At 58.2% G+C, this 25,739-nt stretch carries 29 protein-coding genes; 16 read left to right on the top strand and 13 right to left on the bottom strand.

Annotated features, from left to right (window positions below; translation table 11 throughout):
- The first annotated feature begins 1,028 nt into the window (after positions 1-1,028).
- Positions 1,029-1,334: a hypothetical protein gene (locus CKW18_RS27200; RefSeq protein WP_095191611.1), complete on the top strand. Its 306-nt coding sequence runs from the start codon at positions 1,029-1,031 to the stop codon at positions 1,332-1,334.
- A 111-nt stretch (positions 1,335-1,445) separates the two neighbouring features.
- Positions 1,446-1,685 (top strand): hypothetical protein, encoded by a 240-nt coding sequence (locus tag CKW18_RS27195; RefSeq protein WP_095191610.1) that lies wholly within the window; start codon positions 1,446-1,448, stop codon positions 1,683-1,685.
- A 205-nt stretch (positions 1,686-1,890) separates the two neighbouring features.
- On the opposite strand, the gene CKW18_RS27190 is transcribed toward CKW18_RS27195, so the two are convergent.
- The 5 genes from CKW18_RS27190 to norR form a co-directional block, all read right to left on the bottom strand.
- A complete protein-coding gene (locus CKW18_RS27190; RefSeq protein ID WP_095191609.1) occupies positions 1,891-2,640 on the bottom strand; it encodes a YkgJ family cysteine cluster protein in 750 nt (249 codons plus the stop codon).
- A gap of 83 nt (positions 2,641-2,723) precedes the next feature.
- Positions 2,724-3,050, bottom strand: a complete 327-nt coding sequence (locus CKW18_RS27185; RefSeq protein ID WP_095191608.1) for a hypothetical protein — start codon at positions 3,048-3,050, stop codon at positions 2,724-2,726.
- A 147-nt stretch (positions 3,051-3,197) separates the two neighbouring features.
- Positions 3,198-3,656 (bottom strand): N-acetyltransferase, encoded by a 459-nt coding sequence (locus CKW18_RS27180; protein WP_095191607.1) that lies wholly within the window; start codon positions 3,654-3,656, stop codon positions 3,198-3,200.
- Between the two features lie 27 nt (positions 3,657-3,683).
- Positions 3,684-4,586: a chemotaxis protein CheV gene (locus CKW18_RS27175; protein WP_095191606.1), complete on the bottom strand. Its 903-nt coding sequence runs from the start codon at positions 4,584-4,586 to the stop codon at positions 3,684-3,686.
- A 191-nt stretch (positions 4,587-4,777) separates the two neighbouring features.
- Positions 4,778-6,334, bottom strand: coding sequence for a nitric oxide reductase transcriptional regulator NorR (norR, locus tag CKW18_RS27170; protein ID WP_095191605.1), 1,557 nt, complete (start codon positions 6,332-6,334; stop codon positions 4,778-4,780).
- Positions 6,335-6,498: 164 nt separating this feature from the next.
- Between norR and hmpA the strand changes: the two genes are divergently transcribed.
- The 9 genes from hmpA (at position 6,499) to CKW18_RS27120 (ending at position 15,455) form a co-directional block, all read left to right on the top strand.
- Entirely contained in the window at positions 6,499-7,680 is a 1,182-nt protein-coding gene (hmpA, locus tag CKW18_RS27165; protein ID WP_095191604.1) for an NO-inducible flavohemoprotein, read from the top strand.
- Positions 7,681-7,900: 220 nt separating this feature from the next.
- On the top strand, positions 7,901-8,461 hold the full coding sequence (locus tag CKW18_RS27160) for an ester cyclase (RefSeq protein WP_095191603.1): 561 nt from the start codon (positions 7,901-7,903) through the stop codon (positions 8,459-8,461).
- Positions 8,462-8,486: 25 nt separating this feature from the next.
- Positions 8,487-8,996: a disulfide bond formation protein B gene (locus tag CKW18_RS27155; protein WP_095191602.1), complete on the top strand. Its 510-nt coding sequence runs from the start codon at positions 8,487-8,489 to the stop codon at positions 8,994-8,996.
- An 825-nt stretch (positions 8,997-9,821) separates the two neighbouring features.
- Positions 9,822-10,763 (top strand): ubiquinol oxidase subunit II, encoded by a 942-nt coding sequence (cyoA, locus tag CKW18_RS27145; RefSeq protein WP_095191601.1) that lies wholly within the window; start codon positions 9,822-9,824, stop codon positions 10,761-10,763.
- A 3-nt stretch (positions 10,764-10,766) separates the two neighbouring features.
- Positions 10,767-12,797 carry a cytochrome o ubiquinol oxidase subunit I gene (gene cyoB / locus CKW18_RS27140; RefSeq protein WP_042560959.1) on the top strand — a complete coding sequence of 677 codons (2,031 nt, stop codon included), beginning with the start codon at positions 10,767-10,769 and terminating at the stop codon, positions 12,795-12,797.
- 3 nt (positions 12,798-12,800) lie between these two features.
- A complete protein-coding gene (gene cyoC / locus CKW18_RS27135; protein WP_095191600.1) occupies positions 12,801-13,424 on the top strand; it encodes a cytochrome o ubiquinol oxidase subunit III in 624 nt (207 codons plus the stop codon).
- Complete coding sequence (gene cyoD / locus CKW18_RS27130; RefSeq protein WP_007916940.1) at positions 13,424-13,759, top strand: cytochrome o ubiquinol oxidase subunit IV; 336 nt, start codon at positions 13,424-13,426, stop codon at positions 13,757-13,759. The genes cyoC and cyoD overlap by 1 nt, the downstream gene beginning before the upstream one ends.
- Before the next feature lie 10 nt (positions 13,760-13,769).
- Positions 13,770-14,657, top strand: a complete 888-nt coding sequence (gene cyoE / locus CKW18_RS27125) for a heme o synthase (RefSeq protein WP_095191599.1) — start codon at positions 13,770-13,772, stop codon at positions 14,655-14,657.
- Positions 14,658-14,963: 306 nt separating this feature from the next.
- Positions 14,964-15,455: a RidA family protein gene (locus CKW18_RS27120; protein WP_095191598.1), complete on the top strand. Its 492-nt coding sequence runs from the start codon at positions 14,964-14,966 to the stop codon at positions 15,453-15,455.
- Positions 15,456-15,528: 73 nt separating this feature from the next.
- Here CKW18_RS27120 and CKW18_RS27115 read toward each other — a convergent pair whose 3' ends face one another.
- The 4 genes from CKW18_RS27115 to CKW18_RS27100 all read right to left on the bottom strand — a co-directional run bounded on the left by CKW18_RS27115 (position 15,529) and on the right by CKW18_RS27100 (position 18,311).
- The gene (locus CKW18_RS27115) at positions 15,529-16,233 is read right to left on the bottom strand and encodes a hypothetical protein (RefSeq protein ID WP_095191597.1); all 705 of its coding nucleotides are present in this window, start codon (positions 16,231-16,233) and stop codon (positions 15,529-15,531) included.
- A gap of 136 nt (positions 16,234-16,369) precedes the next feature.
- Positions 16,370-16,882, bottom strand: coding sequence for a hypothetical protein (locus CKW18_RS27110; protein WP_095191596.1), 513 nt, complete (start codon positions 16,880-16,882; stop codon positions 16,370-16,372).
- Positions 16,883-16,943: 61 nt separating this feature from the next.
- On the bottom strand, positions 16,944-17,348 hold the full coding sequence (locus tag CKW18_RS27105) for a GNAT family N-acetyltransferase (RefSeq protein ID WP_095191595.1): 405 nt from the start codon (positions 17,346-17,348) through the stop codon (positions 16,944-16,946).
- Positions 17,349-17,405: 57 nt separating this feature from the next.
- On the bottom strand, positions 17,406-18,311 hold the full coding sequence (locus tag CKW18_RS27100; RefSeq protein WP_095191594.1) for a LysR family transcriptional regulator: 906 nt from the start codon (positions 18,309-18,311) through the stop codon (positions 17,406-17,408).
- Between the two features lie 102 nt (positions 18,312-18,413).
- On the opposite strand from CKW18_RS27100, the gene CKW18_RS27095 reads away from it, so the two are divergent.
- The gene (locus tag CKW18_RS27095) at positions 18,414-19,586 is read left to right on the top strand and encodes an aspartate aminotransferase family protein (RefSeq protein WP_095191593.1); all 1,173 of its coding nucleotides are present in this window, start codon (positions 18,414-18,416) and stop codon (positions 19,584-19,586) included.
- Between the two features lie 126 nt (positions 19,587-19,712).
- Here CKW18_RS27095 and CKW18_RS27090 read toward each other — a convergent pair whose 3' ends face one another.
- The 3 genes from CKW18_RS27090 to CKW18_RS27080 form a co-directional block, all read right to left on the bottom strand.
- Positions 19,713-21,632: an alkaline phosphatase D family protein gene (locus CKW18_RS27090; RefSeq protein ID WP_095191592.1), complete on the bottom strand. Its 1,920-nt coding sequence runs from the start codon at positions 21,630-21,632 to the stop codon at positions 19,713-19,715.
- A gap of 71 nt (positions 21,633-21,703) precedes the next feature.
- On the bottom strand, positions 21,704-22,444 hold the full coding sequence (locus CKW18_RS27085; protein WP_095191591.1) for a hypothetical protein: 741 nt from the start codon (positions 22,442-22,444) through the stop codon (positions 21,704-21,706).
- Positions 22,445-22,544: 100 nt separating this feature from the next.
- On the bottom strand, positions 22,545-22,910 hold the full coding sequence (locus CKW18_RS27080; protein WP_095191590.1) for a hypothetical protein: 366 nt from the start codon (positions 22,908-22,910) through the stop codon (positions 22,545-22,547).
- Between the two features lie 119 nt (positions 22,911-23,029).
- On the opposite strand from CKW18_RS27080, the gene CKW18_RS27075 reads away from it, so the two are divergent.
- Together CKW18_RS27075 and CKW18_RS27070 are read left to right on the top strand one after the other, a co-directional pair.
- Positions 23,030-23,776 carry a hypothetical protein gene (locus CKW18_RS27075; protein WP_095191589.1) on the top strand — a complete coding sequence of 249 codons (747 nt, stop codon included), beginning with the start codon at positions 23,030-23,032 and terminating at the stop codon, positions 23,774-23,776.
- 45 nt (positions 23,777-23,821) lie between these two features.
- Positions 23,822-24,190, top strand: a complete 369-nt coding sequence (locus CKW18_RS27070) for a PH domain-containing protein (RefSeq protein ID WP_095191588.1) — start codon at positions 23,822-23,824, stop codon at positions 24,188-24,190.
- 9 nt (positions 24,191-24,199) lie between these two features.
- Here the strand turns inward: CKW18_RS27070 and CKW18_RS27065 are convergent, their stop codons facing one another.
- On the bottom strand, positions 24,200-24,529 hold the full coding sequence (locus CKW18_RS27065; protein WP_095191587.1) for a hypothetical protein: 330 nt from the start codon (positions 24,527-24,529) through the stop codon (positions 24,200-24,202).
- A 271-nt stretch (positions 24,530-24,800) separates the two neighbouring features.
- Here CKW18_RS27065 and CKW18_RS27060 point away from each other — a divergent pair, with 271 nt between their 5' ends.
- Together CKW18_RS27060 and CKW18_RS27055 are read left to right on the top strand one after the other, a co-directional pair.
- Complete coding sequence (locus tag CKW18_RS27060) at positions 24,801-25,061, top strand: DUF6429 family protein (protein ID WP_095191586.1); 261 nt, start codon at positions 24,801-24,803, stop codon at positions 25,059-25,061.
- A gap of 74 nt (positions 25,062-25,135) precedes the next feature.
- Positions 25,136-25,492: a hypothetical protein gene (locus CKW18_RS27055; protein ID WP_095191585.1), complete on the top strand. Its 357-nt coding sequence runs from the start codon at positions 25,136-25,138 to the stop codon at positions 25,490-25,492.
- Positions 25,493-25,739: the final 247 nt, after the last annotated feature.

Below are 25,739 nucleotides of genomic sequence, written 5' to 3'. Positions count from 1 at the left end.
AAAAGCCCCCGTGGCCCCAAGGTGCCTAAGCCCAAGACATGGGTCCAAGGCACGGCGGTGCATGCGCATGTTTCAACGGACAGAGTAATCAAGGCTGCCAAAACTAAAAGACCTTGAAAGGGATGGCCCTTACGGCGGGTCACTTTTTACAAACGCCTAAAAAGTAACCAAAAACGCTTGCTCCTACGTGCGGCCCGCTCGCTGAGGCTCGGGGTTCCTTCGCTCCGGGATCGATCCGGGCGCAGCGCCTACGGTTTGCTTCGCTGCACCTCCTCTCGCTGTGTTTGGCTTCGCCAAACGGTCGCTGCGCTCCCACGCCCGGATCAATCCCTCCGCTCAGCCTTCCGACGTCGCCCGTGGATCAAGATCAAGAGCTTTACTCGAGCTTGCGCTCATTGTGTTGAGTGGGGCGGCATGCGCCGCGGGCGGGGTGTGCTTGTCTCCTCTGTTGGAGCTGTCGAAGGCTCGGGCCGCGATCGGACGATCTTTTGATCTGGCTTTTTCTTTCTGTGGGAGCTGGCTTGCCGGCGATGGCGGCCTGACAGCCGACCAATTTCTAGCAGGCTGCATGCGATCCCATTGTAGGAGTGAGCCTGCTCGCGATGGCGGCCTGACAACCGCTCAATTTTTGGCAGGTGTACTCGGTTGAAACTGTGGGAGCGGGCTTGCTCGCGAAGAGGCCCAGACAGTCACCCGATTACTTTGCTGTGTTTAGGGGTGTGTGAAATCACCAGAACCTTCCCACAAGGTTTCAGGTTGTCCGTCGGACGTGTGCTCTCTAGTCGTTGGCTGTCGCTCCCACGGGAATACGCATTCCAATTGTGGGAGCCAGCCTGCTGGCGATGACGGCCGTACAGTTGCGACAGTTTCAACCTGTGAACCACCCCGCAAACTCACCACCGGTCATTCCCGAATAGGGATCCTTCTTTGCTACGCCAACTACGCTCTTAAAGATCCGCCCCTACCAGCGGATACACGTTGTATAGCCCAATCGTTCACCGCGTGGGTCTCTACGGGAGTGTCCTGCCATGAAGCTTGTAACCGTCATTTTCAGTGTGTTTGTTCTGCTTCCGCTCACTGTCTCCGCCGCCCCTCAAGCCACCTCTGGCGAGATCCGTTTTACCGGTCAGATTGTCGATTCCGGCTGTGAAGTCGGGCGCGTCGGCACGTTGAGCGCCAACGAGTCTCGCCAGATCGAGCTCAAACCCGGCCTGAAGCTCGATGTCGACACGTACCGCAATGCGTGCAGCCACGAAACATTGCCAATGACCATCACCTTTGAGCCGCTGAAGACTTCGGTCGACAAAGGCATCGTTACCATCGCGTACCTGTAAACCGTTCGGCGTGCGGTGCAAATCTTCAGGCGCTGACCCGTGGCGCGCAGGTATACTGCGCGCCTTCGCGGCTCACTTACCGGGCGCGACTTTTTGTTTTGCGGAGCTTTCATGACTTCCCCGATCCAACCGCCGGTTGACGACGCCGTGAGCGATGTCTCGGCTGAACTGGCCGACGCCAGCGAATCCAAAGCCGAGATCCCGGCGTTCAAGTTCCCGTTCAAACCGGGTGAACTGAGCGCTGCCAAGGGCTCGAATCAGCCGTGGTACAAGAACGGCGCGAAGAACGGCCACACCAAGACCCCGGGCATGGCCCCGCCGGGCACCCGTCGTTCGATGGGCAAGCGCTGAGTTTTCTGGCCGGGAATTTGCGTTGGGTTGCGTGGGTTTTTGAGGGCGTGACAGGTTTGGGATTGAGATCGCCTTCACTGGCCCATCGCTGGCAAGCCAGCTCCCACAGGTTTTCCGGTTGTTCACTTATATTGATGTACGACACAAGACCTTGTGGGAGCTGGCTTGCCAGCGATGGGGCCCGAACAGCCACTCGAGTATTTGATCAAGCCGCCCGCAACGAAATAAACGCATAGGTCAACGCCGGCTCAGTCACCACCTGCGCCCCGGCCGCGAGCACTTGCCCGGCGACATCGTCCCCGGAGAGATGAAACAGCCATTCACTCGATGCTTCGCTCAATGGCTGCGCACTTACCTGATCAATCACCGCCGCAAAAGCGTCCATGTTCGGCAGATACGCCGTGAAACCGTCGCCCTTGAGCGCCGTGGTACGAATACCCAGCGCGGCACAAATTGCGTCTTTTAGCCGAATGTCATCCCGATCCGCCTGACGCGAGCGCTGGATCAGTTCGACCAGCTCCTGATCAACCAACTCGCCACCGACGATCAACAGCGGCCCCTGTTCCCAAGACTCCGGCGGGCAATCCTTGGCAGCAGGATTGAGCGGAATATGTGGATTGATCTCTGCCGGGTAAATCCTGCAAACCAGCGGCCGGCGCTCGTAAATGCGACACAGCTTGTCTTCGTCAAGATTCCGGCAAGGTCCGACGTTGTACGCAGCAAAGGTGATCGCCACGTGCGCGTCGGATTCACCGCTACGCACCACCACCGAACGCCGTTCGGCGTGCTCGCGCTGCTGCACTGGCAAGCCCAGACCGTTGCCGAGAAAGGCTTCCACCAGCACGATCACCTGACCGCCATCCGCCGCCCACATGCGGGCTTCGGCCAGGGTCAGAGGGACATGGTGGTCGGTGCAGCATTTGCCGCAGCCTACGCAGGAAAACGTCGTATTCATTGCGCGATCAATCTTCAATCAGGGTGTGAAATGGCGACGGAAAGTCGCCATGCAGACTCCGGTCGAAGCAAGTTATGCGCCATTCATTGGGCTTTGGCGGTCGGGCGGACCGAGTCCCACTCGGTGACGAACGCGGTTTTCGACTGTTTGTTGTACAGGCACAGTTCGGTGCCTTGCTGGCCCTTCATGTGTTTTTGCGGGTATTGGCCTTGCAGCAAGACGGCGGTGTAGCCGACGCGGTCGTCGAATTGCGCGGGGCTGCCGACGGGTTTGGCGTTTTTCAGGCCGCTGGCCTTGGTGCAACTGGCGAGCACGGTTTTGTCGTAGGCGGCCCAGGCGTCAGGGCTGGAGGCTTGGGCCTGGGAGGCGAGGGCGGTGAGGCAGAGCAGGCTGAAGGTGAGCACTTTCATGGCGGGCGTCCTTGGTGGTGTGTGGCCAAGGTTGGAGTGTGCCTGAGAAGGGAAGTTGCCTGTGCCGGCCTCTTCGCGAGCAGGCTCGCTCCCACAGTTTGAAATGCATTCCAGGGTGGGAGCGAGCCTGCTCGCGAAGACGGTCGATCAGTCCGGCACCCGTTCCCGGCGGACCACATACATCCCGGCACTTTCATACAACCGCTGCGCCCGCACGTTATCTTCCAGCACCTTTAAATCGACAAACCCTTCGCGCCGCTGGTGAAACCCCCTGAATGCATTCAACAACAATGCCCGGCCCAAACCTCGGCCCTGCATGCGCGGATGCACCGCCAGATCCTTGATGTATGAACTGGTCCAACATTGCGCCACACCGACCACGCCCTCGGCATCAAGGGCAATAAAACACAATGTCGGATCATATTCAGGATCGCTTTCAAAGCGCTGTTGCCAGGTTTCCAGATCCGGCACTCGGCCCCCACCTTCCCGGTAACCGAGCTGCATGAGGCGATGCACTGCCACAGCCAGTTCCGGCCGGTAAGTGCTGACCTCAACACCTTCTGGCCAGACGATATCCGGCGCGTTTGCAGGTAGATCCCGGCGCATCAAAAAGCAGTACGTCTGGCCCAAGACTCAGTAACCGTTGGCGGCGACGTGTTTGGCCGCTTCGATCAGGCGCTGGGTCAGTTCCGGCGAGGAGAACTTGGTCAGTACTGCGTTGGCCCCGGCAAGGCGTGCTTTTTCGCTGTTCATCGCGCTGTCGAGCGAAGTGTGCAGCAGCACGTAGAGGTGGGCGAAATCCGGGGTTTCGCGCAGGGTACGGGTGAAGGCGTAGCCGTCCATTTCGGACATTTCGATGTCGGAGACGATCAGGTTGATCTGCTGCGCGGTGCCTTGCAGGTCGAGCAGGCAGTCGATGGCTTCCTTGGCGCTACGGGCAGTGTGGCATTGCAGGCCGAGATTGCGCAGGGTGTGTACCGATTGCTGCAGCGCCACCTGGCTGTCGTCGACCACCAGAATCCGCGCGTTGCCGAGGACGTCGGCGTCTTCCATGGTCAAGTCGGTCGGAGCCATTTCGATCTGCGCCGGGGCAATGCTGTGGATGACTTTTTCGATGTCCAGCACTTGCACCAGCGTGCCGTCGACCGAGGTCACGCCAGTGATGTAGGCGCGCGAACCGCCGGAACCGAACGGCGGAGGCTTGATGTCGGTGGTCAGGCAGTGGACGATTTTGCTCACCGCTTGTACGTGTAAACCCTGCTTCGAACGGCTGACGTCGGTGACGATCAGACAGCCGCCGTTGGGGTCTTCCAATGGACGTTCGCCGATGGCGCGGCTGAGGTCGATGACCGACAGCGAAGCACCGCGCAACGTGGCGATGCCTTTGACGTGCGGGTGCGACTCCGGCAGTTTGGTCAGCGGTGGGCAGGGGATGATTTCACTGACTTTCAGCAGGTTGATCGCCATCAGCTTGCCGCTGCGCAAGGTAAACAGCAGAAGCGAAAGTGAGTCTGCGCGGGCTTTGGTGGAGGACATATAAACCTTCTGTGGAAAGGTGGTGGGCGAGGGTGAAAATCGCCAAAAACTATTGATGCCGGGTTATCGACTTGTCGGGGGCAGGCTTTAGTGCCTTTGGGCAGTCGAAGATCAAAAGATCGCAGCCTGCGGCAGCTCCTACAGAGATCACCTATCCCTGTAGGAGCTGCCGAAGGCTGCGATCTTGGCTTTTATTTCATGCCCAACCGCTTGGCCATCCGTCCGAGGTTGGCTCTATCGAGCCCCAACTCCCGCGCCGCACTTGCCCAGTTGTTTTGATTACGTTCGAGCGCCGCAGCAATTAATCTTCGCTGATATTCCTCAGTGGCTGCACGCAAATCCCCGCTGATCAACGGTACAGAAGCGACATCACCGGCAACCGGTTCGACCGGGTTATCCACAACCTCGCGCGGCAAATCCAGATCCGCCGCACTCAGGCTAAGGATCTTCGGCCGCACCTTGCAGTTGCCCAAGGCCTTCAACGCACTGCGCCCGATCAAGTGTTCCAGCTCACGCACGTTGCCCGGCCAAGTGTAGGCGAGCAGGGCTTCCTGAGCGTCGCTGTTGAGTCGCAGGCTATTGAGGCCCATGCGCGAACGGTTCTGTTCAAGGAAGAAACCGCTGAGCAACAACACATCACGTCCGCGATCACGCAACGCTGGCACCCGCAACGGGTACACGCTCAGGCGATGGTAAAAGTCGGCACGATAACGGCCACTGCGCACTTCTTCGGCCAGATCTCGGTTGGTTGCGGCGATCAGGCGCACATCGACCTGATGCTCCTTGTCCGAACCCAGGCGCTGCAACTGGCCGCTTTGCAGCACCCGCAGCAGCTTGGCCTGCACCGTTAGCGATAACTCACCCACTTCATCGAGAAACAGCGTGCCGCCATTGGCCAGTTCGAATTTGCCGCGACGGTCGCTGGTGGCGCCGGTGAAGGCGCCGCGCACGTGGCCAAATAACTCGCTTTCGACCAGGGTATCCGGCAATGCGGCGCAGTTGAGGCTGATGATCGGTTTGTCGGCGCGGGGGGAGGCGGCATGAATGGCTTGGGCCACCAGTTCCTTGCCAACCCCGGTTTCGCCGGTGATCAACACGGTCAGGTCGCTGCCGCCGACCAGATTGATTTCTTCCACCAGCCGTTTAAGCGCTTTGCTCTGGCCGATCATTTCGCGATTCTGCTGACCGCTGGCCTGACGGTAGACCTCGGCGCGCTGGTGCTCGTCTTCAGCGCGGATCGCCAGGCGCTCGATGCGCTCGGCGGCGTTGACCGTGGCCGAGGCCAGGCTGGCGAAGGCTTGCAGGGCGTCCAGTTCAATCGGCTCGAAACGCTCAGGGTCGAGCGCATCGAGGGTGATCAGGCCCCAAAGTTTTTCATCGACAAACAATGGGCAGCCAAGGCAGTCGTGGACTTCGAGGTGATCGTCGAGGCCGTCGACCAGACCGTCGTAGGGATCGGGCAAGTCGCTGTCGGCGGCGAACCGGGTCGGGCCTTTGCCGGCCAGCAACACTTCAAAGCGCGGATGTTCGCTGACTTTGAAGCGTCGACCCAGGGTGTCAGTACTCAAACCGTCCACCGCCAGTGGCACCAGCGATTCGCCGTCGAGGCGCAACAACGCGGCGGCATCACATGGCAGCAGAGCGCGCATGGCTTCGAGCAGGCGCCGGTAGCGCTCGCCCTCGGGCAATTCGCGGGACAGGTCGGAGACGAGGGGAAGCAAAGCGGTGAGCAGGGATTTGGCAGTCATGGTCTTGTAGTCAAAGAGACAAGATGTAGTCGGGATGACTATAAAGAGCTTTGAGTCTATTTGACTACATTATTCTCAAGCATCTGATTTATATAGGTTTATTAGTTGGCACGGAAACTGATAAGCCTTAGGTAACTTTTAAATGAAGCTCAGGAGTCAACCTTATGCTTAGCGTCCAGGATCGTGCCATCGTCAAATCCACCGTGCCCTTGCTGGAAAGCGGCGGCGAGGCGCTGATCACGCACTTCTACCGCATGATGCTCGCGGAATACCCGCAAGTCCGCCCGTTGTTCAACCAGGCGCACCAGTCCAGTGGCGACCAGCCGCGTGCCCTGGCCAACGGCGTGCTGATGTATGCACGGCATATCGACCAGCTCGACCAGTTGGGCGATCTGGTGGCGAAGATCATCAACAAGCATGTTGCTCTGCAAATCCTGCCGGAGCACTACCCGATTGTCGGTGCCTGCCTGTTGCGCGCCATCTGCGAAGTGCTTGGCGATGAAATCGCCACGCCTGAAGTGATGAGCGCATGGGGCGCGGCTTACGGCCAACTGGCCGACATTCTGATTGGCGCCGAAACCGCCATCTACGACCAGAAAGAACACGCCGTCGGCGGCTGGCGCGGCGCGCGGGAGTTCATTGTGGCGGCCAAGGTCGAGGAGAGCGCGGAAATCACTTCGTTCTACTTTGAGCCTGCGGACAAAGGCCCGATCCTTGCGGCCGAACCGGGTCAGTACATCGGCATGAAGCTGTTCCTCGACGGCGAAGAAATCCGCCGCAACTACTCGCTGTCGGCGCTGGCGAACAACGGCCAGTACCGCATCAGCGTCAAGCGCGAACCGGGCGGCCGTGCCTCCAATTATTTGCACGATCAGCTACACCTCGGCGCGAGTATTCAACTGTTTCCGCCATCGGGCGAGTTCACCCTGACTGCCAGCGACAAGCCGCTGGTACTGATCAGCGGCGGTGTCGGCATCACCCCGACCTTGGCGATGCTCGAAGCGGCGCTGGAAACCAAGCGCCCGGTGCACTTTATCCACTGTGCGCGTAACGGCAGTGTGCATGCGTTCCGTGACTGGATCGATGAGTTGGCTGCGCGTCATCCGCAACTCAAGCGTTTCTACTGCTACGGCGAAGATGACGGCGTGAGCCCGGCGGCGGACAAGGTCGGGATGTTGAGCCAGGAGTTGCTGGGTGAATGGCTGCCTGAGCAGCGCGATGTCGACGCTTACTTCCTTGGCCCGAAAGGTTTCATGGGGGCGATCAAGCGCCACCTGAAAGCGCTGGGTGTGCCGCAGAAGCAGAGCCGTTATGAGTTCTTTGGGCCGGCTGCGGCTTTGGAGTGATCTGAAACCGCGTCGCCTTCATTCGCGAGCAGGCTCGCTCCCACATTGGATCTGCGTTGAACACAAATCCCCTGTGGGAGCGAGCCTGCTCGCGAAGGCCGTTACGCGGTCTCTATTATTAAATTCTGTTTAAAGGTTAATCGTTTCTTAACCGGTTTATCGTTTATTCCCCGATGCTGATGATAGGCGCTCGTTCGTTTACATGATCAGGATCGCCCCCATGTCGCCCCTCACCTTGTCCCGTCGTTCCAGTCTCGCTGCCCTGAGCCTGTCGGCTTCGCTGCTGGCCAGTCCGTTTGCTTCTGCCGAATCTGCCTTGATAAAACCGCAGACCTTGATCGTTGATCAGAGCCTGCCCAAGGCGCAGGCACAAGCCATGGAACTCGCGGCGCGGCGTTACGGCAGTTTCTGGAATTCCGGTGAAGAAGCGTTGGCCACGGCGGCGCTATCGCCGCAGTTTGTCGACAAGACCCCGCCCGAAGGTCGGGTGCAGGGGCCGACCGGGCCATTGCTGGCGTCGAAGTTCTTTCGCACAGCGGTGCCTGATCTGAGCTGCGATATCGAGCAAATGATCGTCGCCGGTGATCGCGTGGTGGTGCATCTGCACTTTCGCGGGCATTTCACTGGCACCTTCAAGGCTCTCAAAGGGCAGGGCCAGCGTGTAGACTTCCGGGCAACCGATATCTATCAGATCGACAACGGTCGCATCGCGGCCAATTGGCATATCGAAGACAACATCAGCCTGATGGCGCAACTGCAAGCGCAGCCGCCGGCCAGCTGAACCATGGACATATAAGGGAAACGCGATGAGCGAGGAAACGATTCGACTGGGACGTGAGCGGCGCTTTCTGGTGCTGCTGGGCATCATCTGTCTGGCACTGATCGGTGGTGCGCTGTACATGCAGATCGTGCTCGGCGAGGCGCCTTGCCCACTGTGCATTTTGCAGCGCTATGCGTTGCTGCTGATCGCGCTGTTCGCGTTCATCGGCGCGGCCATGCGAACCAAGCGCAGCATCACCGTGTTTGAGGTGCTGGTGGTGATTTGCGCGATTGCCGGGGCCGGCGTGGCCGGGCATCACGTATACACCCAGTTCTATCCGGCGGTGAGTTGCGGCATTGATGTGTTGCAGCCGATTGTCGATGACCTGCCGCTGGCGAAAATCTTCCCGCTGGGCTTCCAGGTCGACGGTTTCTGCTCGACGCCGTACCCGCCGATCCTCGGCCTGTCGCTGGCGCAATGGGCGCTGGTGGCGTTCGTGCTGATCGTGATTCTGGTGCCGCTGCTGACGTCGCGTAATCGAAAAGCACTGCGCTGAATCAACTATTCGGCGCATTGGCCGATACAGAAAACGCCCCGATTTGCGTATCAGCCAATCGGGGCGTTTTGCATTTCAGAGTGTTTGTGAAATCACCGTGACGAACGGCAAGGAAGCGTGCGGCAGGTGTGCGACATGTTGTCACACAGGCCGTGTCGCAGGCTGTCACAGCGACATGGATTGGTGCGCTGTTACAAAAAAGGATTGGTCTGTTTCGGTGATTTTGCGCTTTTGCACGGGTGTGCCAGATCAGGCAGTTTTAACAAGCGCGGGCAAATGGCCAGAAGCCTTGGGATATCGGGCTTTGCGCTGATCAAGCATGCAGAAAATGCCTGCAGAGCTGTCTGAAATGAGGCGGATACACCTACAAATTTTGGTGTTTTTGTTGAGAATTGATTTCGATAACATGCGGCACTTTTGCAAAAATGGCGATGGATTGTTGCTCGAACGGATAAAAATTATTTCGGGATAAGACATGGTGTATAGGGCGCTACCTATCTACAATCGCCCGCACTGAATTCCCGGCACTGTTCAGCCTTTATTAAGGAGGCGAGCAGGAAGTCGGGTGTCGAGCAAGTCGTGAGGCTTTCAAGACACCCAGGTGTCGGTGCCTTCCAACTTTCCGCACCAAATGGAATTGGTCTGTAACAAGGCCTTTGACCACGAATTCGAATAAGAACTGACCGCTGTCCCAGGTTTTGTCGAGCGTCTGACGCGCGACGGGCGGCCCTTATTCAATCCAAAGAAAATGCCAACCCTTGGCAGGGTGAAGTGTTGGCGATCAAAACCCAACTGCATTGCGCAAGCTGCTTTAGAGGTCGTGAGATGAGTAAAAACAGGTACCCCAGATTACTAGGCCTAGTGCCGCTGCTCGGCACGTTGTTGCTGGGAGGCTGCAACATGACCTTGCTCAATCCAACGGGCCAGGTTGGCCTGGAACAGCGCAACCTGATCATCACCGCCACGCTGCTGATGCTGTTGGTTGTGGTGCCGGTTATCGTCATGACCTTCCTGTTTGCCTGGAAGTACCGCGCCTCCAACAAAGACGCCATCTACACCCCGAAATGGTCGCACTCGACCAAAATCGAAGTGGCTGTCTGGACCATCCCGGTGCTGATCATCATTGCCCTGGGTTACATCACCTACATTTCGACCCACGAACTGGACCCGTATCGTCCGATTGAATCCGACGTCAAGCCGGTGACCATCGAAGTGGTCGCGCTGGACTGGAAGTGGCTGTTCATCTACCCGGAACAAGGCATTGCCACGGTCAACAAGATCGTGTTCCCGGCGCACACGCCAATCAACTTCAAGATCACCTCCGACGCCGTGATGAACTCGTTCTTCATCCCGGGCCTGGGCGGCCAGATCTACGCGATGGCGGGCATGCAGACCAAGCTGCACCTGATCGCTGACCGCAACGCTGAAATGGACGGCATCTCCGCCAACTACAGCGGCGCGGGTTTCACCGGCATGAAGTTCAAAGCCATCTCAACCACTCAGGAAGATTTCGACGCCTGGGTAAGTGAAGTCAAGAAGTCACCTAAACAGCTTGATCAGGCTGAATACGCAGCCCTTGCCAAGCCGAGCCAGAACAACCCAGTCGAGCTCTACTCCTCGGTCACGCCGAACCAGTTCCAGATCATCGTCGACAAGTACGAAGGTATGAAGCCGGGCAAGCCGCTGAAGCACGAGAAGAAAGAGAAAGAAGTGGCGGCCACGGAAATTGACTCGAGTTCGCATTCAGCTGCCGGGGCAGAGGAGTAAACGATGTTTGGTAAATTAAGTTGGGAAGCAGTCCCATTCCACGAGCCGATCGTGATGGTGACCATCGCCATGATCGCCCTCGGTGGTCTGGCGCTGTTCGCTGCAATCACCTACTTCAAGAAGTGGACTTACTTGTGGACCGAGTGGCTGACGTCGGTCGACCACAAGAAAATCGGCGTGATGTACATCATCGTCGCCATGGTCATGCTGCTGCGCGGTTTTGCCGACGCCATCATGATGCGTACCCAGCTGGCCATGGCCACCGAGGGTTCGCCTGGCTACCTGCCGCCTGAACACTATGACCAGATCTTCACCGCTCACGGTGTGATCATGATCATCTTCATGGCGATGCCATTCTTCACCGGCCTGATGAACCTTGCAGTGCCGCTGCAGATCGGCGCGCGTGACGTTGCCTTCCCGTTCCTGAACTCCCTGAGCTTCTGGCTGCTGGTGTCCGGCGTTGTGCTGATCAACCTGTCCCTGGGCGTCGGCGAATTCGCCAAGACCGGTTGGGTTGCTTATCCACCGCTGTCGGGTCTGCAATACAGCCCTGGCGTGGGGATGGACTACTACATCTGGGCGCTACAGCTATCCGGGTTGGGTACGACGCTAACGGGGGTTAACTTCCTCGCTACCGTACTGAAAATGCGTACCCCTGGCATGAAACTGATGGACATGCCGATCTTCACCTGGACCTGCACCTGGGCAAACGTTCTGATCGTGGCTTCGTTCCCGATCCTGACCGCTACCCTGGCACTGCTGACCCTTGACCGTTACATGGATTTCCACATTTTCACCAATGAACTTGGTGGCAATCCAATGATGTACGTCAACCTGTTCTGGGCGTGGGGCCACCCTGAGGTTTACATCCTGATCCTGCCGGCATTCGGCATCTTCTCGGAAGTGATCTCGGCGTTCACCGGCAAGAAACTGTTCGGCCACCACTCGATGATCTACGCCTCGGGCGCGATCTCGGTACTGGGCTTCATGGTCTGGCTGCACCACTTCTTCACCATGGGTTCGGGTGCCAGCGTCAACGCCTTCTTCGGTCTGGCGACGATGCTGATTTCCATCCCGACGGGTGTGAAGCTATTCAACTGGCTGTTCACCATCTACCAGGGCCGTCTGCGCTTCACCAGCCAGGTGCTGTGGACGCTGGGCTTCATGGTGACCTTCGCCATCGGCGGCATGACCGGCGTACTGCTGGCCATCCCGGGTGCTGACTTCGTTCTGCACAACAGCCTGTTCGTGATCGCGCACTTCCACAACGTGATCATCGGCGGTGCGGTATTCGGTTACATCGCAGGTTTCGCGTTCTACTTCCCGAAAGCGTTCGGCTTCAAGCTGCACGAAGGCTGGGGTAAAGCAGCGTTCTGGTTCTGGATTTCGGGCTTCTTCGTCGCGTTCATGCCGCTCTATGCACTGGGCTTCATGGGCATGACCCGTCGTCTGAACGCCACCACCAACCCTGAGTGGGTACCGTACCTGTACGTTGCCATGTTCGGTGCGGTGATGATCGCTGTCGGTATCGCTTGCCAGCTGATCCAGCTGTACGTGTCGGTGCGTGACCGCAACAAGCCAGAGAACGTTTGCGATCACGGTGACCCGTGGAATGCACACACTCTGGAATGGTCGACCTCGTCGCCACCTCCGTTCTACAACTTTGCTGTGCTGCCTAAGGCTGACTGCATCGACCCGTTCACCGAAGCCAAGGAAAACGGTACTGCGTACCAGCGTCCGGCCAAGTACGAGCCGATCCACATGCCGAACAACACCGCTACCGGTGTGGTGATGGGCGCACTGTTGACCGTCTTCGGTTTCGCGATGATCTGGCACATCTGGTGGCTGGCGATCGCGAGCCTGGTAGGCACTGTCGTCTACTTCGTGATCCACGCTGCACGTGACGACCAGGGCTATATGGTTCCGGTTGAAACGATCGAGCGCATCGAAGCCGAGCAGCACAAGCGTCTGGTTGCGGCAGGGAAAATCCCGGCCGGTGCCACCCGTGTTGAAACCTCGTTGGAACAGGCTTAAACCATGTCGAATTTAGTGACCAATGTTGGACACGCCCATGGTGACCATGGGCACGATGACCATCACCACGACTCGGGCGAGATGACCGTATACGGTTTCTGGCTCTACCTGATGACCGACTGCATTCTGTTTGCGTCTATCTTCGCGGTGTACGCAGTACTGGTAAACAACGTAGCCGGTGGCCCAGCGGGCCACGACATCTTCGAACTGCCCTACGTGCTGGGCGAAACCGCTCTGCTGTTGTTCAGTTCGATCACCTACGGCTTCGCCATGCTGGCGTTGTACAAAGGCAAGAAGCAGGCGGTCCTGGGTTGGTTGTTCATGACCTTCCTGCTCGGCGCCGGCTTTATCGCCATGGAGATCAACGAGTTCCACCTGCTGATCTCCGAGGGCTTCGGTCCTAGCCGTTCGGGCTTCCTGTCGGCGTTCTTCACCCTGGTCGGTACCCACGGTCTGCACGTATCTGCGGGTCTGATCTGGATGGGCATCATGATGTACCAGGTCAACAAGCACGGCCTGACGGCGACCAACAAGACCCGTCTGAGCTGCCTGAGCCTGTTCTGGCACTTCCTGGACGTGGTGTGGATCTGCGTATTCACCGTTGTTTACCTGATGGGGACTCTGTAATGGCTAATGCACACTCCCATGACAGCCATGATGCTGGCCACGGCAGCGTAAAGTCGTACGCCATTGGCTTCATCCTGTCGGTGATCCTGACCGTCATCCCGTTCGGCCTGGTGATGTACCCGAGCCTGCCGAAGGCGACGACGCTGGCAATCGTTCTGTTGTTCGCAGTGATCCAGGTGATCGTTCACCTGTATTACTTCCTGCACCTGGACCGTTCCATCGCTCAGCGTAACAACGTGATCGCGTTTGTCTTCACGGCCATCGTGATCGTGCTGCTGGTTGGCCTGTCGCTGTGGATCATGTTCAGCATCCACACGTACATGATGGCGAAGTGAGGTAGACCCGATGTCGCTCAAGCACTTTATCCAAATCACCAAACCGGGGATCATTTTCGGTAACGTGCTTTCTGTGGCAGGCGGGTTCTTCCTGGCCTCGAAAGGGCATGTCGATCTGGCGGTGTTTCTGGCAGCCATGATCGGCACCTCCCTGGTAGTAGCCTCCGGTTGCGTGTTCAACAACTGCATCGACCGCGACATCGACCTGAAGATGGAACGCACTAAAAACCGGGTGCTGGTGCAGGGCTTGATCTCCCTGAAACTGGCCCTGGTCTACGCGACCATCCTTGGTGTTCTCGGCGTTGCGTTGTTGTACAAGGTTGCCAATCCGTTGGCCGCCCTGTTCGCGGTCATCGGCTTCGTCATCTACGTCGGCTTCTACAGCCTGTACCTCAAGCGCAAGTCGGTTCACGGCACGCTGGTGGGCAGTCTGTCGGGCGCCATGCCGCCAGTGATCGGTTACGTTGCCGTAACCAACAGCTTCGACATGGCCGCGCTGGTCCTGCTGGTGATGTTCAGCCTGTGGCAGATGCCGCATTCCTACGCCATCGCGATCTTCCGCTTCAACGATTACCTGGCCGCATCGATTCCGGTGCTGCCAGTGAAGCGCGGGATTAAAGTGGCGAAGAAGCACATCCTGCTCTACATCCTGGCGTTCCTCGTGGCGACCTTGATGCTGACCTTCAGCGGCTACGCCGGCATGAGCTACCTCGCTGTCGCCGCGGCCATGGGCATGTACTGGTTGTACATGGCCTGGACCGGCTACAAGGCAGTGGATGACACGGTCTGGGCACGCAAGCTGTTCGTGTTCTCGATCTTCACCATCACCGCGCTGAGCGTCATGATGTCCCTGGACTTCAAGGTGCCAAGCGAGCTGCTGCTGACGTACGCGCCGTAAGGTTTCCAGGCTTCAAGAAAAACCCCGCATATCGAGAGATGTGCGGGGTTTTTTGTTGCGCGGATTATGCTGATTTGATGTGCGGCCATTCGCGAGCAGGCTCGCTCCCACAGGGAATATGTGATCGACGCAGATCACATGTGGGAGCGAGCCTGCTCGCGAATCGCAACGTCACTGAATTTGCTGGGTTGCCGGTTGCAGACTTCCGGTAAACCCCCTAGATTTGGATCCAACCATAACGGTAATAGCGCCATGCCACTTCGCAGGGACACTGTTATTCATGCATCAATCGAGAGGCTGGGCGAAATGACTGAGAGGATGACCTGCGACGAGCGTTTTATTGCCCTGGCCCAAGAGCTGAACTATGACATTTATGGCGAGAACACCGCCGGCGGCAACTACGCGCCGCTGATCCGTCATCACGATGAGCTGTACATCAGCGGCATGGTGCCGCGCACCCATGGCAAGATTCAGTACCCCGGCCGCGTTGGCCTGGAGTTGACCCTAAAGGACGCGCAGGCCGCCGCCAGCATCAGTGCGATGCGCTGTCTGGCGTTGATTGTCGATGCGGTCGGTTCGCTGGACAAGATTCGGGCGTTGTTGCGGGTCACGGTGTACGTGAAGTCCACCCCGGACTTCGTTGACCTGAGCGAAGTGGCCAACGGTGCATCGGACGTGTTCAGCCACGTGCTCGGCGATGCCGGGCGGCACACGCGCACGACGGTCGGTGTGTATCAGTTGCCGAAGAACGCGGCGATTGAAGTCGACATGATTGTGGCATTGCACTCTGGCGCCTGAATCGCCCGAAAGCCACACAACAAAAAGCCCCGCCTGAATCTCAGGGCGGGGCTTTTTTGCAAGCGTTGCCGTATTACTGCGCGGCGATGCTATAGCCATCGAACGCGGTCTGCTGTTGCAGTGCGGTGATGATGTTCTTGCGGTTTACCGCCTGCTCAGTACCGGCGTTATCGACGAAGACTTCGCTTTCCAGCTCCGCTTCTTCGCCTTCACCGACGAAGGTGAAACCGAGGAATTCCAGTGCTTCACGGTCAACGTTCAAGCGCGAACGCGGTGTGCGCAGCGGCAGGGTCACGCTGCTGCCGTCCTTGCTGATGGTGAAGATCTCGACTTCTTTCTTCGCGCGGGCAGCCTTGCTCTTGCCACCGCTCGGGTTGCTGATCGCCTGATGCGTCTGGTTCAGCACTTTGAGCGCCAGGCCATAGACGATTTCCTGGAACGCCGGATCGTCCTTGAAGCTGGAGAGGATGCGGCCGATCGAGAACTTGCTGCTCAGGTCTTCAAGGGCGGCAATGTCCGCAGCCTCGGCGTCCTTCAACGCCTTGAGTTCGCCCATCAGTTCGTAGGCCTTGTCGTCATCGAAGCGGTCGTGTGCCTGGCGGATCGCGGCGCGCAGTTCGCGGATCTGGTCGCTTTCACGGGTCGACTGGAACGCGTCCAGGACCATCTCGCTGATGATTTTGGCTTGTGGCAGGTGTTGTGAAAGATTGATGGAGTTTTCGTATTCCGCTTTGGACGATTCGGTAACTACGGATTCAGCGGTGTTGAAATCGGACATTGAAATTTCACTACTTTTTTAACTTGAGTGGAGATGAGCAAGCACGGGGCTTTTTCAGGCCGACTAATTTAGGGGAGCGGGGCGGCGTTGTCACGGAGCAACGGGTCGGTGGTCGAGGTTTTTTCCCGCAAACTCATCAAGCGCCCAACGGCGGGCGCTGTGCCTGAAGCATTCGCAACAGCCAATAGAACTTCAGCGAGCGGGTGCCGATCAGTCCGCAGACAAATCCGGACGCGGTGGCCTTGAGCAACAACATGTCCGCAGCGGTGCTGCGTTCCGGGTACACGTCATCCTGATAGCCGAAGTAGTAGTTCACCGCAAAAAACAGCAGCAACAACACCAGCGCTTTCCAGGTACCCTGCACGATCAATCCGCTTTCCGGGTCGTCGAGCTTCACGCCCTTGCGGGAAAAAATCAGCCATGCCGACAGGGCGCCAAGTGTCAACGCGATCGACCAGCCGCCCAGCGTAAAACCGGGATCAACCGACAGGTTCAGCGAAAACAGCGACCAGACCAGCAGCGCCAATGGGGTCGACAGTAGCGAGAACCGGCTCTCGTGCTGAGGCTTGCGAGCCTTCAGGCCGTAATACATCAGGATCACAAAAACCACATAAACCCACAGCGGGGTGTTTTGCAAAATGGCGAGCATCGCGCAGCGTCCATGCTGGAAAGAGATGGGCGATCATAGCGGTTGTCAGAGCGCTTGACGGTTATTTCAAGCGAGGGCGCTCCATCGCAATCAGCGATGTTTCAAAGCCCAGGCTGGCAAAGAATGACTCGGCACCTTCACGGCCGGCGCGCAGCACCCAAGTGATGTCGGGGTTATCCCCCATGACGTGCTCAACCAATGCCCGACCAATGCCTTTGCGTCGCTGTTGACCGTCGACCACGACCATCGATAGGTAGCCGTTGGACAAGCCATCAGTGATGCCTCGCGCGAAGCCAATGATTTGCCCGTCTTGCAGCGCGATGGCCGTGCGCTGGGAGTTCTCGATCAGTTGCGCAAAGTGGCTGCTGGAGCCTGTTCGATGGCCCCAGCCATGTTGCCCAAGGAACAGACGCACGGGCTCCACTTCGGCGGGCAACAGATTACGTATGGTCAGGTTGGTGTTCATTTGCGGGTCGACTCCCTGTCGGTGGTCATTTGAGAGGTTGCTTGATAGCTGACGGGGTCAGGATCTGCCCCATGTTTTCATCGCGAAATCGACGAAGCGTCTCAGCTTGGGCAGCCGATAGCGATCCGGGGCGTACAACAGATGCAATGGCCGGCTGGGAGGCTGGAAGTCGGGAATGACCTTCACCAGTTTGCCCTCGCGCAGATCCTGCTCGACCAGCGCATCGGGCAGCATGACGATGCCCATGCCGGTGCGCGCCGCCTGATGCAAGCCGGCGGAGCTGTTGATCAGCATCGGGCCACTGACGTCGACCAGGATTTCTCCGGCCGGGCTACTCAGGCGCCAGCGCTTCTCCACCGATTGCCAGTCGTCCCCGGCAGGATAGGCGAACGACAGGCAGTCGTGTTGTTGCAAGTCTTCCGGCGTTTGCGGCATGCCGCGTCGGGCCACATAGTCCGCTGAAGCGCACACGGTCAGGGTGTAATCGATCAAGGGGCGGGCGATCAGGTTCGATTGCTCGAAATGGCCCAGACGAAACGCCACATCGAGGCCACTCTCCAGTAGATCCGGACGGCTGTTGGTCAGCACCACGTCCATTTTGACCTGCGGGTATTGCAGGGAAAACTCGCTGAGCGCAGGCGCCAGGCGTTCGACGCCGAAGGTCAGTGGCGCAGTGAGGCGCAGCAGGCCGCGCGGCTCATCAAGGGCCTGCTCGGCGAGACGCTCGGAGTCCGCCACCAGCCCCAACACATCCAGACAACGCTGGTAGTAAACGCTGCCGAATTCGGTGAGGCGTTGGCGTCGGGTCGTGCGTTGCAACAATTGCACGCCCAAGCGTTGCTCCAGTGCGCGCAGGTGATTGCCGACCATGGTCGTCGACATGTCGCACTGCAACGCGGCCGCCGTCATGCTCCCCGCTTCGACGACTTTGACGTAGACGCTCATCGACTGGAACAGATCCATTATCAAGCTCTGCTTATAAATGATTGAAGTTTTGCCGAGTTTATCCAGTTCTGGTGGCTAACCATACTGCAAACACACCGACCTTCACTGGAGTTTGAAGTCATGACCGCCGCCCTGATGAACACCTACCAACCACTGGCCCTGAGTTTCACTAAAGGGCTGGGCACCCGACTGTGGGATCAGGCCGGCCGCGAGTATCTGGATGCGGTCGCTGGTGTGGCGGTGACCAATGTCGGCCACTCGCACCCACGGATCGTTTCGGCGATCAGCGAGCAGGCTGGATTACTCCTGCACACCTCCAACCTGTACAGCATCGACTGGCAGCAACAGTTGGCAAAGCGGCTGACCGAGTTGTCGGGAATGGATCGGGCGTTCTTCAATAACTCCGGCGCCGAGGCCAACGAGACGGCGTTGAAACTCGCGCGGCTGTACGGCTGGCGCAAAGGCATAGAGCAGCCGCTGGTGGTGGTGATGGCCAACGCTTTCCATGGCCGCACGCTCGGCACACTGTCTGCCAGCGATGGCCCGGCGGTACGCCTGGGGTTCAGTGAACTGCCGGGGGATTTCGTCAAAGTGCCGTTCGGCGATCTCGCAGCGCTGGAGAACATTCAGCGCAAGCACGGCGAGCGCATCGTGGCGATTCTGGTCGAGCCGATTCAGGGCGAAAGCGGCGTGCAACTCGCACCGCCCGGTTACCTGAAAGCCCTGCGCGACCTTTGCAATCGCCACGCCTGGCTGCTGATGCTCGATGAAATCCAGACAGGTATCGGCCGCACCGGTCAGTGGTTTGCGTTTCAGCATGAGGGTATCGTCCCGGACGTCATGACGCTGGCCAAAGGACTCGGCAACGGTGTGCCGATCGGCGCTTGTCTGGCGCGGGGCAGGGCGGCAGAGCTGTTCACCCCCGGCAGTCATGGCAGCACGTTTGGCGGTAATCCGCTGGCTTGCCGGGTCGGCTGTACGGTGCTGGATATCATTGAAGAACAAGGCTTGCTGGACAATGCGCGGGTGCAGGGTGAGCGCTTGCTGGCCCGGTTACACGCAGAGCTGACGGATAACCCGAATGTGCTGGCGATTCGCGGTCAGGGTTTGATGATCGGCATCGAGCTCAAGCAGCCCATTCGCGATCTGACGCTGATTGCGGCGCGAGATCATGGGCTGCTGATCAACGTCACGCGCGGCAAGACGATACGGCTACTGCCGCCGCTGACGATTGATGAGCGGGAGGTGGAGATGATTGTCAGGGGTGTGGGGCGGGCAGTGACTGCGCACTAATGGCTACTCGATAACCCCTGTGGGAGCGAGCCTGCTCGCGATAGCGTAGCGTCAGACGATATTCATTTTGAAGGGTCAATCGCAATCGCGAGCAGGCTCGCTCCCACAGGGGAAAAGTGCGTCGCGCTAATCAGGATACTCCGACAAATCCGGCGCCAGCATCCGCGTCTTCGTCGCGCCATTGGCGTTGTGCTGAATGATCTCTCGCGGCTGTCCCTGCTCATTGAAAAAAACTTGGCCGATCCCTGCCGAATTCCACAACCGTTCACCGGCTTCAGCATGTTCCGGCGTATACGGCACGATGCGCATGCGTCGGCGTTTGGTCAGCCAGTTCAGGGGCGAGCGTGGCGAGTAGAGCCAGCGGTTAAGGCGGTCGAACCACTCCAATAGTGCCGGCGGAAACTCGTTCTTGATGCCGCTGCTGGTGATCTGCCAGATTCGCGGGCCGGCCTTGCGGTGCCTTATCAGCACTTCGTAGACGAAGGAATAATGCACATCGCCGGACAGCACCACGTAGTTACCCGGTGTGCGCGAGTGTCTGAAAATATTCAGGATCACCTGTGCAGCCCCCCGATGAGCCATCCAGTTTTCCGCATCGACCAGCAGTGGATAACCGCACCAACTGAAGACTTTTTGCACGCTTTCAATCAGCTTCACGCCGAAGATCGGCGCGGGCGAAACGATGATCGCCGAGGGGTGATCGAGCAGTTCCTGTTGCAGTTCGGTCAACGCCTCCCAGTCGAGCAGGCCCGACGGTTGCTTGAGCGTCATTTCGCTGCGCCAGCGCCGGGTACGGGTGTCGAGCACCACCAGTGCGGGATGGGTTGGCAGCACGAAATGCCAGTTCTGAAAGCGCAGCAGATCATCGATCAGCGCGTCCTGCACCGGGCTGTCGAGGTAATGGTCATCGCCGCTGGCGCTCAGGCCTCGGGTTTTCTCCAGTACTTCGTTGAAGGCATCCGGGTTGTTGCCCCAGCCCTGACAGAGCATGTAAGCGATCAACGCATTGCCGATGATGCGCTTGGAGAACGGATGGCCGTAGGCTGTTTCCTCCCACTGCGCCGAGAGATTCCAGTCGTCGGTGATGTCGTGATCATCAAAAATCATCAGACTCGGCAGATGCGCCAACGCTCGGGCGACGTTGCCCAAACCGGCCTTGAAGCCATCGATACGCGTCTGTTCGAGGGCATAGCGCTTGAGTCTTTCTGGCGTCAGCGCAGGCGCTGTCGGATTGATCAGCGTCCACGCAACCGGTGACCACACCAGCAAGTACATCGCCATGACTTCGGCGAAGGTCACCAGATGATTGTCGGCACTGCTGCTGGTGAAAATCGGCTTACGCGCGCCGCCGAAAAATCGCTCACGCAAGGTCTCGTTGCTCTCCAGCGCCGGTAACAAATCCGCACGGTGGTAGTAGCTTGCCGAGTGCTCGTAAAGCTTGGCGCTGTCGCTGACCACGGCGCCTTCGAGGTGTTCGTCGAACAGGCCGAGGCGCTTGATCAAGGCATGAATCGCCCGCAGCGTCGGCCCGGCAACATCATCGGCATAGACCTGATCGCCGCTCATCATCAACAGAGCAGGGCGTTGCTGCGGATCGGTTTCGGCGGCCAACAGTTGATCGACACAGAGCAAACCGTCCGCCGCCGGGTGATGCGGCTTGCGGCAGGAACCGTGGAGCAACTGATCGATCTGCGAGCGCACGACGAAGTTCGGGCAAGTGGCGTTGCCATACACCAGATGCGGCGCCCAATCGGCGATCCGCTCCTGGCCGTCGATCAGCAGGTCATAGTCGATAACGGTGTCGAAGGGCAGGGCGCTGTCGAGGCGGACATCAATGAGGTGCACGAAGGCTCGACTGCCTACGGGGATAGCCGTGCATTTCTCGGCATCGAGGGCGATGTCTCCTACACCTTGCAGGCGCAAGGTCAGCGACAACGGACGCGTAGCGACCAGCCACATGACCATTCGCGTTGGTTCCAGCCGTCGCAGCAGCGGGCCGGCCAACACAGGTGGCAGCGCAATCAGGTCATCAGGTTTTGGAGACATCGAGGGCAAAGCTCAAGGCGCACAAGCCGGTGATGATAGCGCAGCCGGCGCCTTGAACGCTTAAGTGAGGCTTAAGAGTCGCGCTTTTTGAACTTCAGATCGAGCAGCCGCCACGCGGCCTTGTCAGTATCTTTACCGTCCACTTGTTGAACCGAGCAGTCGAAGCCGTAGCTGACAGTGTCGCCTAACATATTGAGAGCGCTGACGGTGCTGCTGATGGTATAGGTCTGATCCTTGAACCGTTGGCTGCTCGCGCTCTTGGCACTGGCAATCGCTGTCGACGCTGAAAAGCGCATGGCGCTCTTGATGAAGGGTTCGCAAATCATCAACGCCATCATGGATTTGTCCGCGTCCGGATGAGTGCCGGCCAATCGGCGCGAAGCGGTAAAGTCGTCATGCACGTTGTCTTTGAAGTCCTTCTCCAGCAGTGAAACGGGCAGGCGTTTGCTGTAGTTCGGCAGAAGGGCGGACTCGGGCGGAGAAGGCTCATTCTGTGGTGCGCTGGCGACGTAGGTCGCAAGGTTGTCGGACTGGGCGGGGGTGGATGCGATCACAGGTGTAGGCTGCATTGCCCGTTCTAACTCAGGCATGAGTGCCGCCGCAGCGCTCTCTGTCTCGCTGTTATATGTTTGCGCCGGTGCCGATGGAAACAACGACAACGTAATCGACAGCACGACCATTGCCACGATGAACCCGCCCGCTGCGCCAACGATGTTGCCGTAAAAAAGGTGCCAGCTGCCGCGATTCTTCACCACCCAGCGCCACATGAAACCCCAGGCCGCGACAAACGCCAGAAAACGCAGAAACTCCATTTGATCCTTTCCTTAAAACTTCAACAATCCGAAAACAGTGCCCGCCAATGTTGGGCCCTGAAGATGGGCGGCAAGATACCAAAATAGAAGCGCGGCGCTATCAAGAACCCGGGAAATAATTCACCGCCAGAAACATCAGTGCCGTCATACCGGCGGCGAAACCACACAGCGCGCCCAGCAACTGGCGCGCGACCGGATGCTCCGGTTGACGGCGATGGGCAACCCACATCCATACACCCGCCAGCACCGCGGCGCTATTCATGAACACCACCAGGCTGTGATTCAGGTTTGGCGTCGCCATCGTCGTGCCAATGACCCCGCCATAAATCAGCGTGAATACGATCCCGGTCACTACGCTACTTCCGGCGCCAGCAAGGTTGGCAAGTAACAAACTCCACTCACCCCGTTGCTTCACGACCCACATCCAGGTTCCGGCCATCACCAGCAAGCACAATAAAGCGTCCATCGATTCATTCCTGAGTGCGCGATAGCAGAGGCGGTTGGCGCGCCTCCAGCGAAAGTGGACGGCAAGATAGCAAAATAGTAGCGTCGCGCCACTGCCCTTATCCTCGTAACGGACTACACATGCCTGCAATCACCAAAACCTTGCGCGTGTTCTGTGCACTTACTCTGGGCTTTGCCCTGACCCCGGCATTCGCCGCCTGGCAAGAGCACCCGGAAAACAGCTGGAAGTATTACGCCGGCAACTGCCAGCAAGTGCAGGAAAAAATGGCCGGAGTCCAGAGCGGTCGAACCACTGCCTATGACGTGATGTTCGCGCTGGAAAGCAATCTGCGAACCATGAATGAACACCGCTCGAACCTGACGCCCGATCACTCGGGTTCCCGCGAATTCGCCCAATGCGAAAACCTCGCCGCCCAGGCCGAGGCGATGATCGCCCAAGGCAAAGCCGAGTTCGCCGCGAAAATGGAACGTGGCGTACAGGAGGGCCGGATCGCTCACCAGAACTCCCCCGCATACCAGCGTGCCCGTTCCCTCGGCTACAGCGACGTCGGCGACATTTCCTTCCTCAAACTGCACGAAGACACGGAAGGCGAAGCGCGCCTGAAAACCATGCTGATCACCGTCGACGAAGTCTGCGGCCAATACTTCCGCGCCACGCACTATGTGAAGCCGTATGTGATCTACACGGTCAGGCCTTCGGATGGCGGTTGCGGTGAGGTAAAGCGCGTGGCGATCATGGGCGGCCGAGCGGTGGAGAAGGGTGACTACATTGATGAGAAGGGCGAGTTTCAGTATTTGGGGTGGAAAAAGATCACCGCTGCGGATGGTTTCCCGACAGACATTCGGGTGCTGAAAGTCCGTCGTTAAGTTGCGCAAACACTTGGATGGTTTCTTGAATAAAAGGATGAGCAGATGATCGACTTCAACAACAAAGGCTTCTTCAAACTCAAGCAAAACGATGAGTACGCCGAACGCGTCACCGCCCTGTTGCTGGACGGGGAAGAAGTGATCGACTCCTACAAAGCCATGCGCGACGGCGTGGTGTTTACCAATAAACGCATCATCGCCGTCAACGTCCAGGGCATCACTGGCAGCAAGAAGGATTTCACCTCGCTGCCGTATAAAAACATCGTCGCGTACTCCGTGGAAACGTCGGGGACGTTTGATCTGGACTCGGAACTGGAGATTTACTTCTCATCGCTGGGGAAGGTGAAATTCGAATTCACCGGCAAGACATCAATGGTGGAGATTTCCAAGTACATCTCCAGGCATCTGCTGTAAGGGCACAAATCACAGGATGTCTTTCAAGTAACCCTTGAGCGCGAGGAGCGGCTGATCAAGCTGCTCCAGCGATTGCGCCTGGCTGAAATCGGCCGAGAGCTTGTGCAGTTCGCGTCCCAGTGGCTTCTCGATACCCCCCAAGGCGTCCATCGCCAATCCGAGGCACTCATTCATCTTGAACTGAATGGTCTCGACATCCCCGCGCCGCACCAGCAGTTCGAAAATGTCCTTCTGGTAATCCCCCATAACCATGTCGTCCCGCAGAATCGGGCTCAGGCCTTCTTCCTCATAAGCGAGTTTGAGGGAGAAGAGGGCGACGGTTTCCAGTGACGTTTCCATGGTGTGCCTTCAGCGACGTCCTTCAGAGTAAGTGTCGAAAACGCAGATGCAACCTGAGCGAGAGGCACAAGGCGGCGGGCTGCTTTCAGATGGGCGTGATTATACGGAGAGGGATCAACAAGTGCAGCCCAAGGCAAGACCGGGCACGCGGAAGCCGATCAATGACCCTTGTTCCGGGATTGACCGCCATTTCCATTGGCAGGCCGGCGAGTATTATGGTGAGCAGTCACCACATCGACGTTAACTCTTGGATACGAGCGGGGAGACGACCATGGAATACGACGACAAACTGATGGAAGACGCTGTGCTTGCCCTGCTGGCAGCCCTTAGTTCCGACAAAGGCAATGCTTGGAAAGGCTTCGACTTCGAAATCATGAACCGACTGCATGAACAGGGTTTCATCAGTAACCCGGTGAACAAGAACAAGTCGGTCTGGCTGACGCAGGAGGGCATGGAGCGGGGTCGGAAGATTGCGGAGCGGTTGTTTGGAGGGAGTGCTCAAGCTGAGCCTGCGTCCGGTTCCGATGCTTGAGTTCCTGCTATGCCGACTGTAGCGGGAAGACTGGTGACGGACTCGCTGGATGAGGAGCTGGAGGAGTTTTCCCATTGGGACATTTTCTGACTAAACCACAACTGACAATCGTCAGGGCCGCACTGTCCGAACCGTTCAACCATTTCCCCACTGATTACGATTACATCGCACGCCAGCTCAAAGGCGTCGATCCAGCGGTGCTCTACGAGATCTTCTATTCAGAAGTAGCGCCAGTGTGCTTTACGAACATTGCGGCGGTCTTGCCCACTGTCTGGACAGGTTTTGACCCTGACTGGCTCAGGGCCGAGATAGAGGAAAGGCTCGCGGCGCGGCAGCGTAACTGGTTTCGCAGGCAGTTCGACAAGTTGCTGGTCCGTTGGCTGAAATACACCTATGACTTCATGTGGGAGGAGATCGCCAGCAGGCTTTGAACCTGTGGTTAGGGTTTTGGAATTCTTCGCTTTTAGCGATCAACACTTAACCGCCCGACCGGTACGATCGCGGGTGAGCTGGTGGCCATCGAGTGAAGAGGGGCGGGGCTTTATTGCAGACTGAACGAGCCCCATGAAAGACAGGACACCGTTTCCCCCTTACGATAAGGGATAGGCAAACGGTTATGTTTATGACTAATAGCAACGATAAGAGTGGTGAGCTTTTGGGCCAGGAGCGGCGTCGTCG

It is taken from the genome of Pseudomonas sp. Irchel 3E19, from assembly GCF_900187585.1.
Lineage (GTDB): Bacteria > Pseudomonadota > Gammaproteobacteria > Pseudomonadales > Pseudomonadaceae > Aquipseudomonas > Aquipseudomonas baetica.
The sequence above is the reverse complement of the archived record's forward strand: the minus strand, read 5'-3'. Positions and strand labels throughout refer to the sequence as shown.

Bases quoted from the DNA above. Each gene is read 5' to 3' on its own strand.
- CKW18_RS27175 (WP_095191606.1), bottom strand. From the start codon at position 4,586: ATGTCCTCCACCAAAGCCCGCGCAGACTCACTTTCGCTTCTGCTGTTT.
- CKW18_RS27105 (WP_095191595.1), bottom strand. From the start codon at position 17,348: ATGAACACCAACCTGACCATACGTAATCTGTTGCCCGCCGAAGTGGAG.
- CKW18_RS27180 (WP_095191607.1), bottom strand. From the start codon at position 3,656: ATGCGCCGGGATCTACCTGCAAACGCGCCGGATATCGTCTGGCCAGAA.
- CKW18_RS27160 (WP_095191603.1), top strand. From the start codon at position 7,901: ATGTCGCCCCTCACCTTGTCCCGTCGTTCCAGTCTCGCTGCCCTGAGC.
- CKW18_RS27090 (WP_095191592.1), bottom strand. From the start codon at position 21,632: ATGTCTCCAAAACCTGATGACCTGATTGCGCTGCCACCTGTGTTGGCC.
- CKW18_RS27100 (WP_095191594.1), bottom strand. From the start codon at position 18,311: ATGGATCTGTTCCAGTCGATGAGCGTCTACGTCAAAGTCGTCGAAGCG.
- cyoB (WP_042560959.1), top strand. From the start codon at position 10,767: ATGTTTGGTAAATTAAGTTGGGAAGCAGTCCCATTCCACGAGCCGATC.
- CKW18_RS27065 (WP_095191587.1), bottom strand. From the start codon at position 24,529: ATGGAAACGTCACTGGAAACCGTCGCCCTCTTCTCCCTCAAACTCGCT.
- cyoE (WP_095191599.1), top strand. From the start codon at position 13,770: ATGTCGCTCAAGCACTTTATCCAAATCACCAAACCGGGGATCATTTTC.
- CKW18_RS27185 (WP_095191608.1), bottom strand. From the start codon at position 3,050: ATGAAAGTGCTCACCTTCAGCCTGCTCTGCCTCACCGCCCTCGCCTCC.
- CKW18_RS27200 (WP_095191611.1), top strand. From the start codon at position 1,029: ATGAAGCTTGTAACCGTCATTTTCAGTGTGTTTGTTCTGCTTCCGCTC.
- CKW18_RS27195 (WP_095191610.1), top strand. From the start codon at position 1,446: ATGACTTCCCCGATCCAACCGCCGGTTGACGACGCCGTGAGCGATGTC.
- CKW18_RS27095 (WP_095191593.1), top strand. From the start codon at position 18,414: ATGACCGCCGCCCTGATGAACACCTACCAACCACTGGCCCTGAGTTTC.
- cyoC (WP_095191600.1), top strand. From the start codon at position 12,801: ATGTCGAATTTAGTGACCAATGTTGGACACGCCCATGGTGACCATGGG.
- CKW18_RS27120 (WP_095191598.1), top strand. From the start codon at position 14,964: ATGACTGAGAGGATGACCTGCGACGAGCGTTTTATTGCCCTGGCCCAA.
- CKW18_RS27155 (WP_095191602.1), top strand. From the start codon at position 8,487: ATGAGCGAGGAAACGATTCGACTGGGACGTGAGCGGCGCTTTCTGGTG.
- CKW18_RS27060 (WP_095191586.1), top strand. From the start codon at position 24,801: ATGGAATACGACGACAAACTGATGGAAGACGCTGTGCTTGCCCTGCTG.
- cyoD (WP_007916940.1), top strand. From the start codon at position 13,424: ATGGCTAATGCACACTCCCATGACAGCCATGATGCTGGCCACGGCAGC.
- CKW18_RS27190 (WP_095191609.1), bottom strand. From the start codon at position 2,640: ATGAATACGACGTTTTCCTGCGTAGGCTGCGGCAAATGCTGCACCGAC.
- CKW18_RS27110 (WP_095191596.1), bottom strand. From the start codon at position 16,882: ATGCTCGCCATTTTGCAAAACACCCCGCTGTGGGTTTATGTGGTTTTT.
- CKW18_RS27085 (WP_095191591.1), bottom strand. From the start codon at position 22,444: ATGGAGTTTCTGCGTTTTCTGGCGTTTGTCGCGGCCTGGGGTTTCATG.
- hmpA (WP_095191604.1), top strand. From the start codon at position 6,499: ATGCTTAGCGTCCAGGATCGTGCCATCGTCAAATCCACCGTGCCCTTG.
- cyoA (WP_095191601.1), top strand. From the start codon at position 9,822: ATGAGTAAAAACAGGTACCCCAGATTACTAGGCCTAGTGCCGCTGCTC.
- CKW18_RS27075 (WP_095191589.1), top strand. From the start codon at position 23,030: ATGCCTGCAATCACCAAAACCTTGCGCGTGTTCTGTGCACTTACTCTG.
- CKW18_RS27080 (WP_095191590.1), bottom strand. From the start codon at position 22,910: ATGGACGCTTTATTGTGCTTGCTGGTGATGGCCGGAACCTGGATGTGG.
- CKW18_RS27115 (WP_095191597.1), bottom strand. From the start codon at position 16,233: ATGTCCGATTTCAACACCGCTGAATCCGTAGTTACCGAATCGTCCAAA.
- norR (WP_095191605.1), bottom strand. From the start codon at position 6,334: ATGACTGCCAAATCCCTGCTCACCGCTTTGCTTCCCCTCGTCTCCGAC.
- CKW18_RS27070 (WP_095191588.1), top strand. From the start codon at position 23,822: ATGATCGACTTCAACAACAAAGGCTTCTTCAAACTCAAGCAAAACGAT.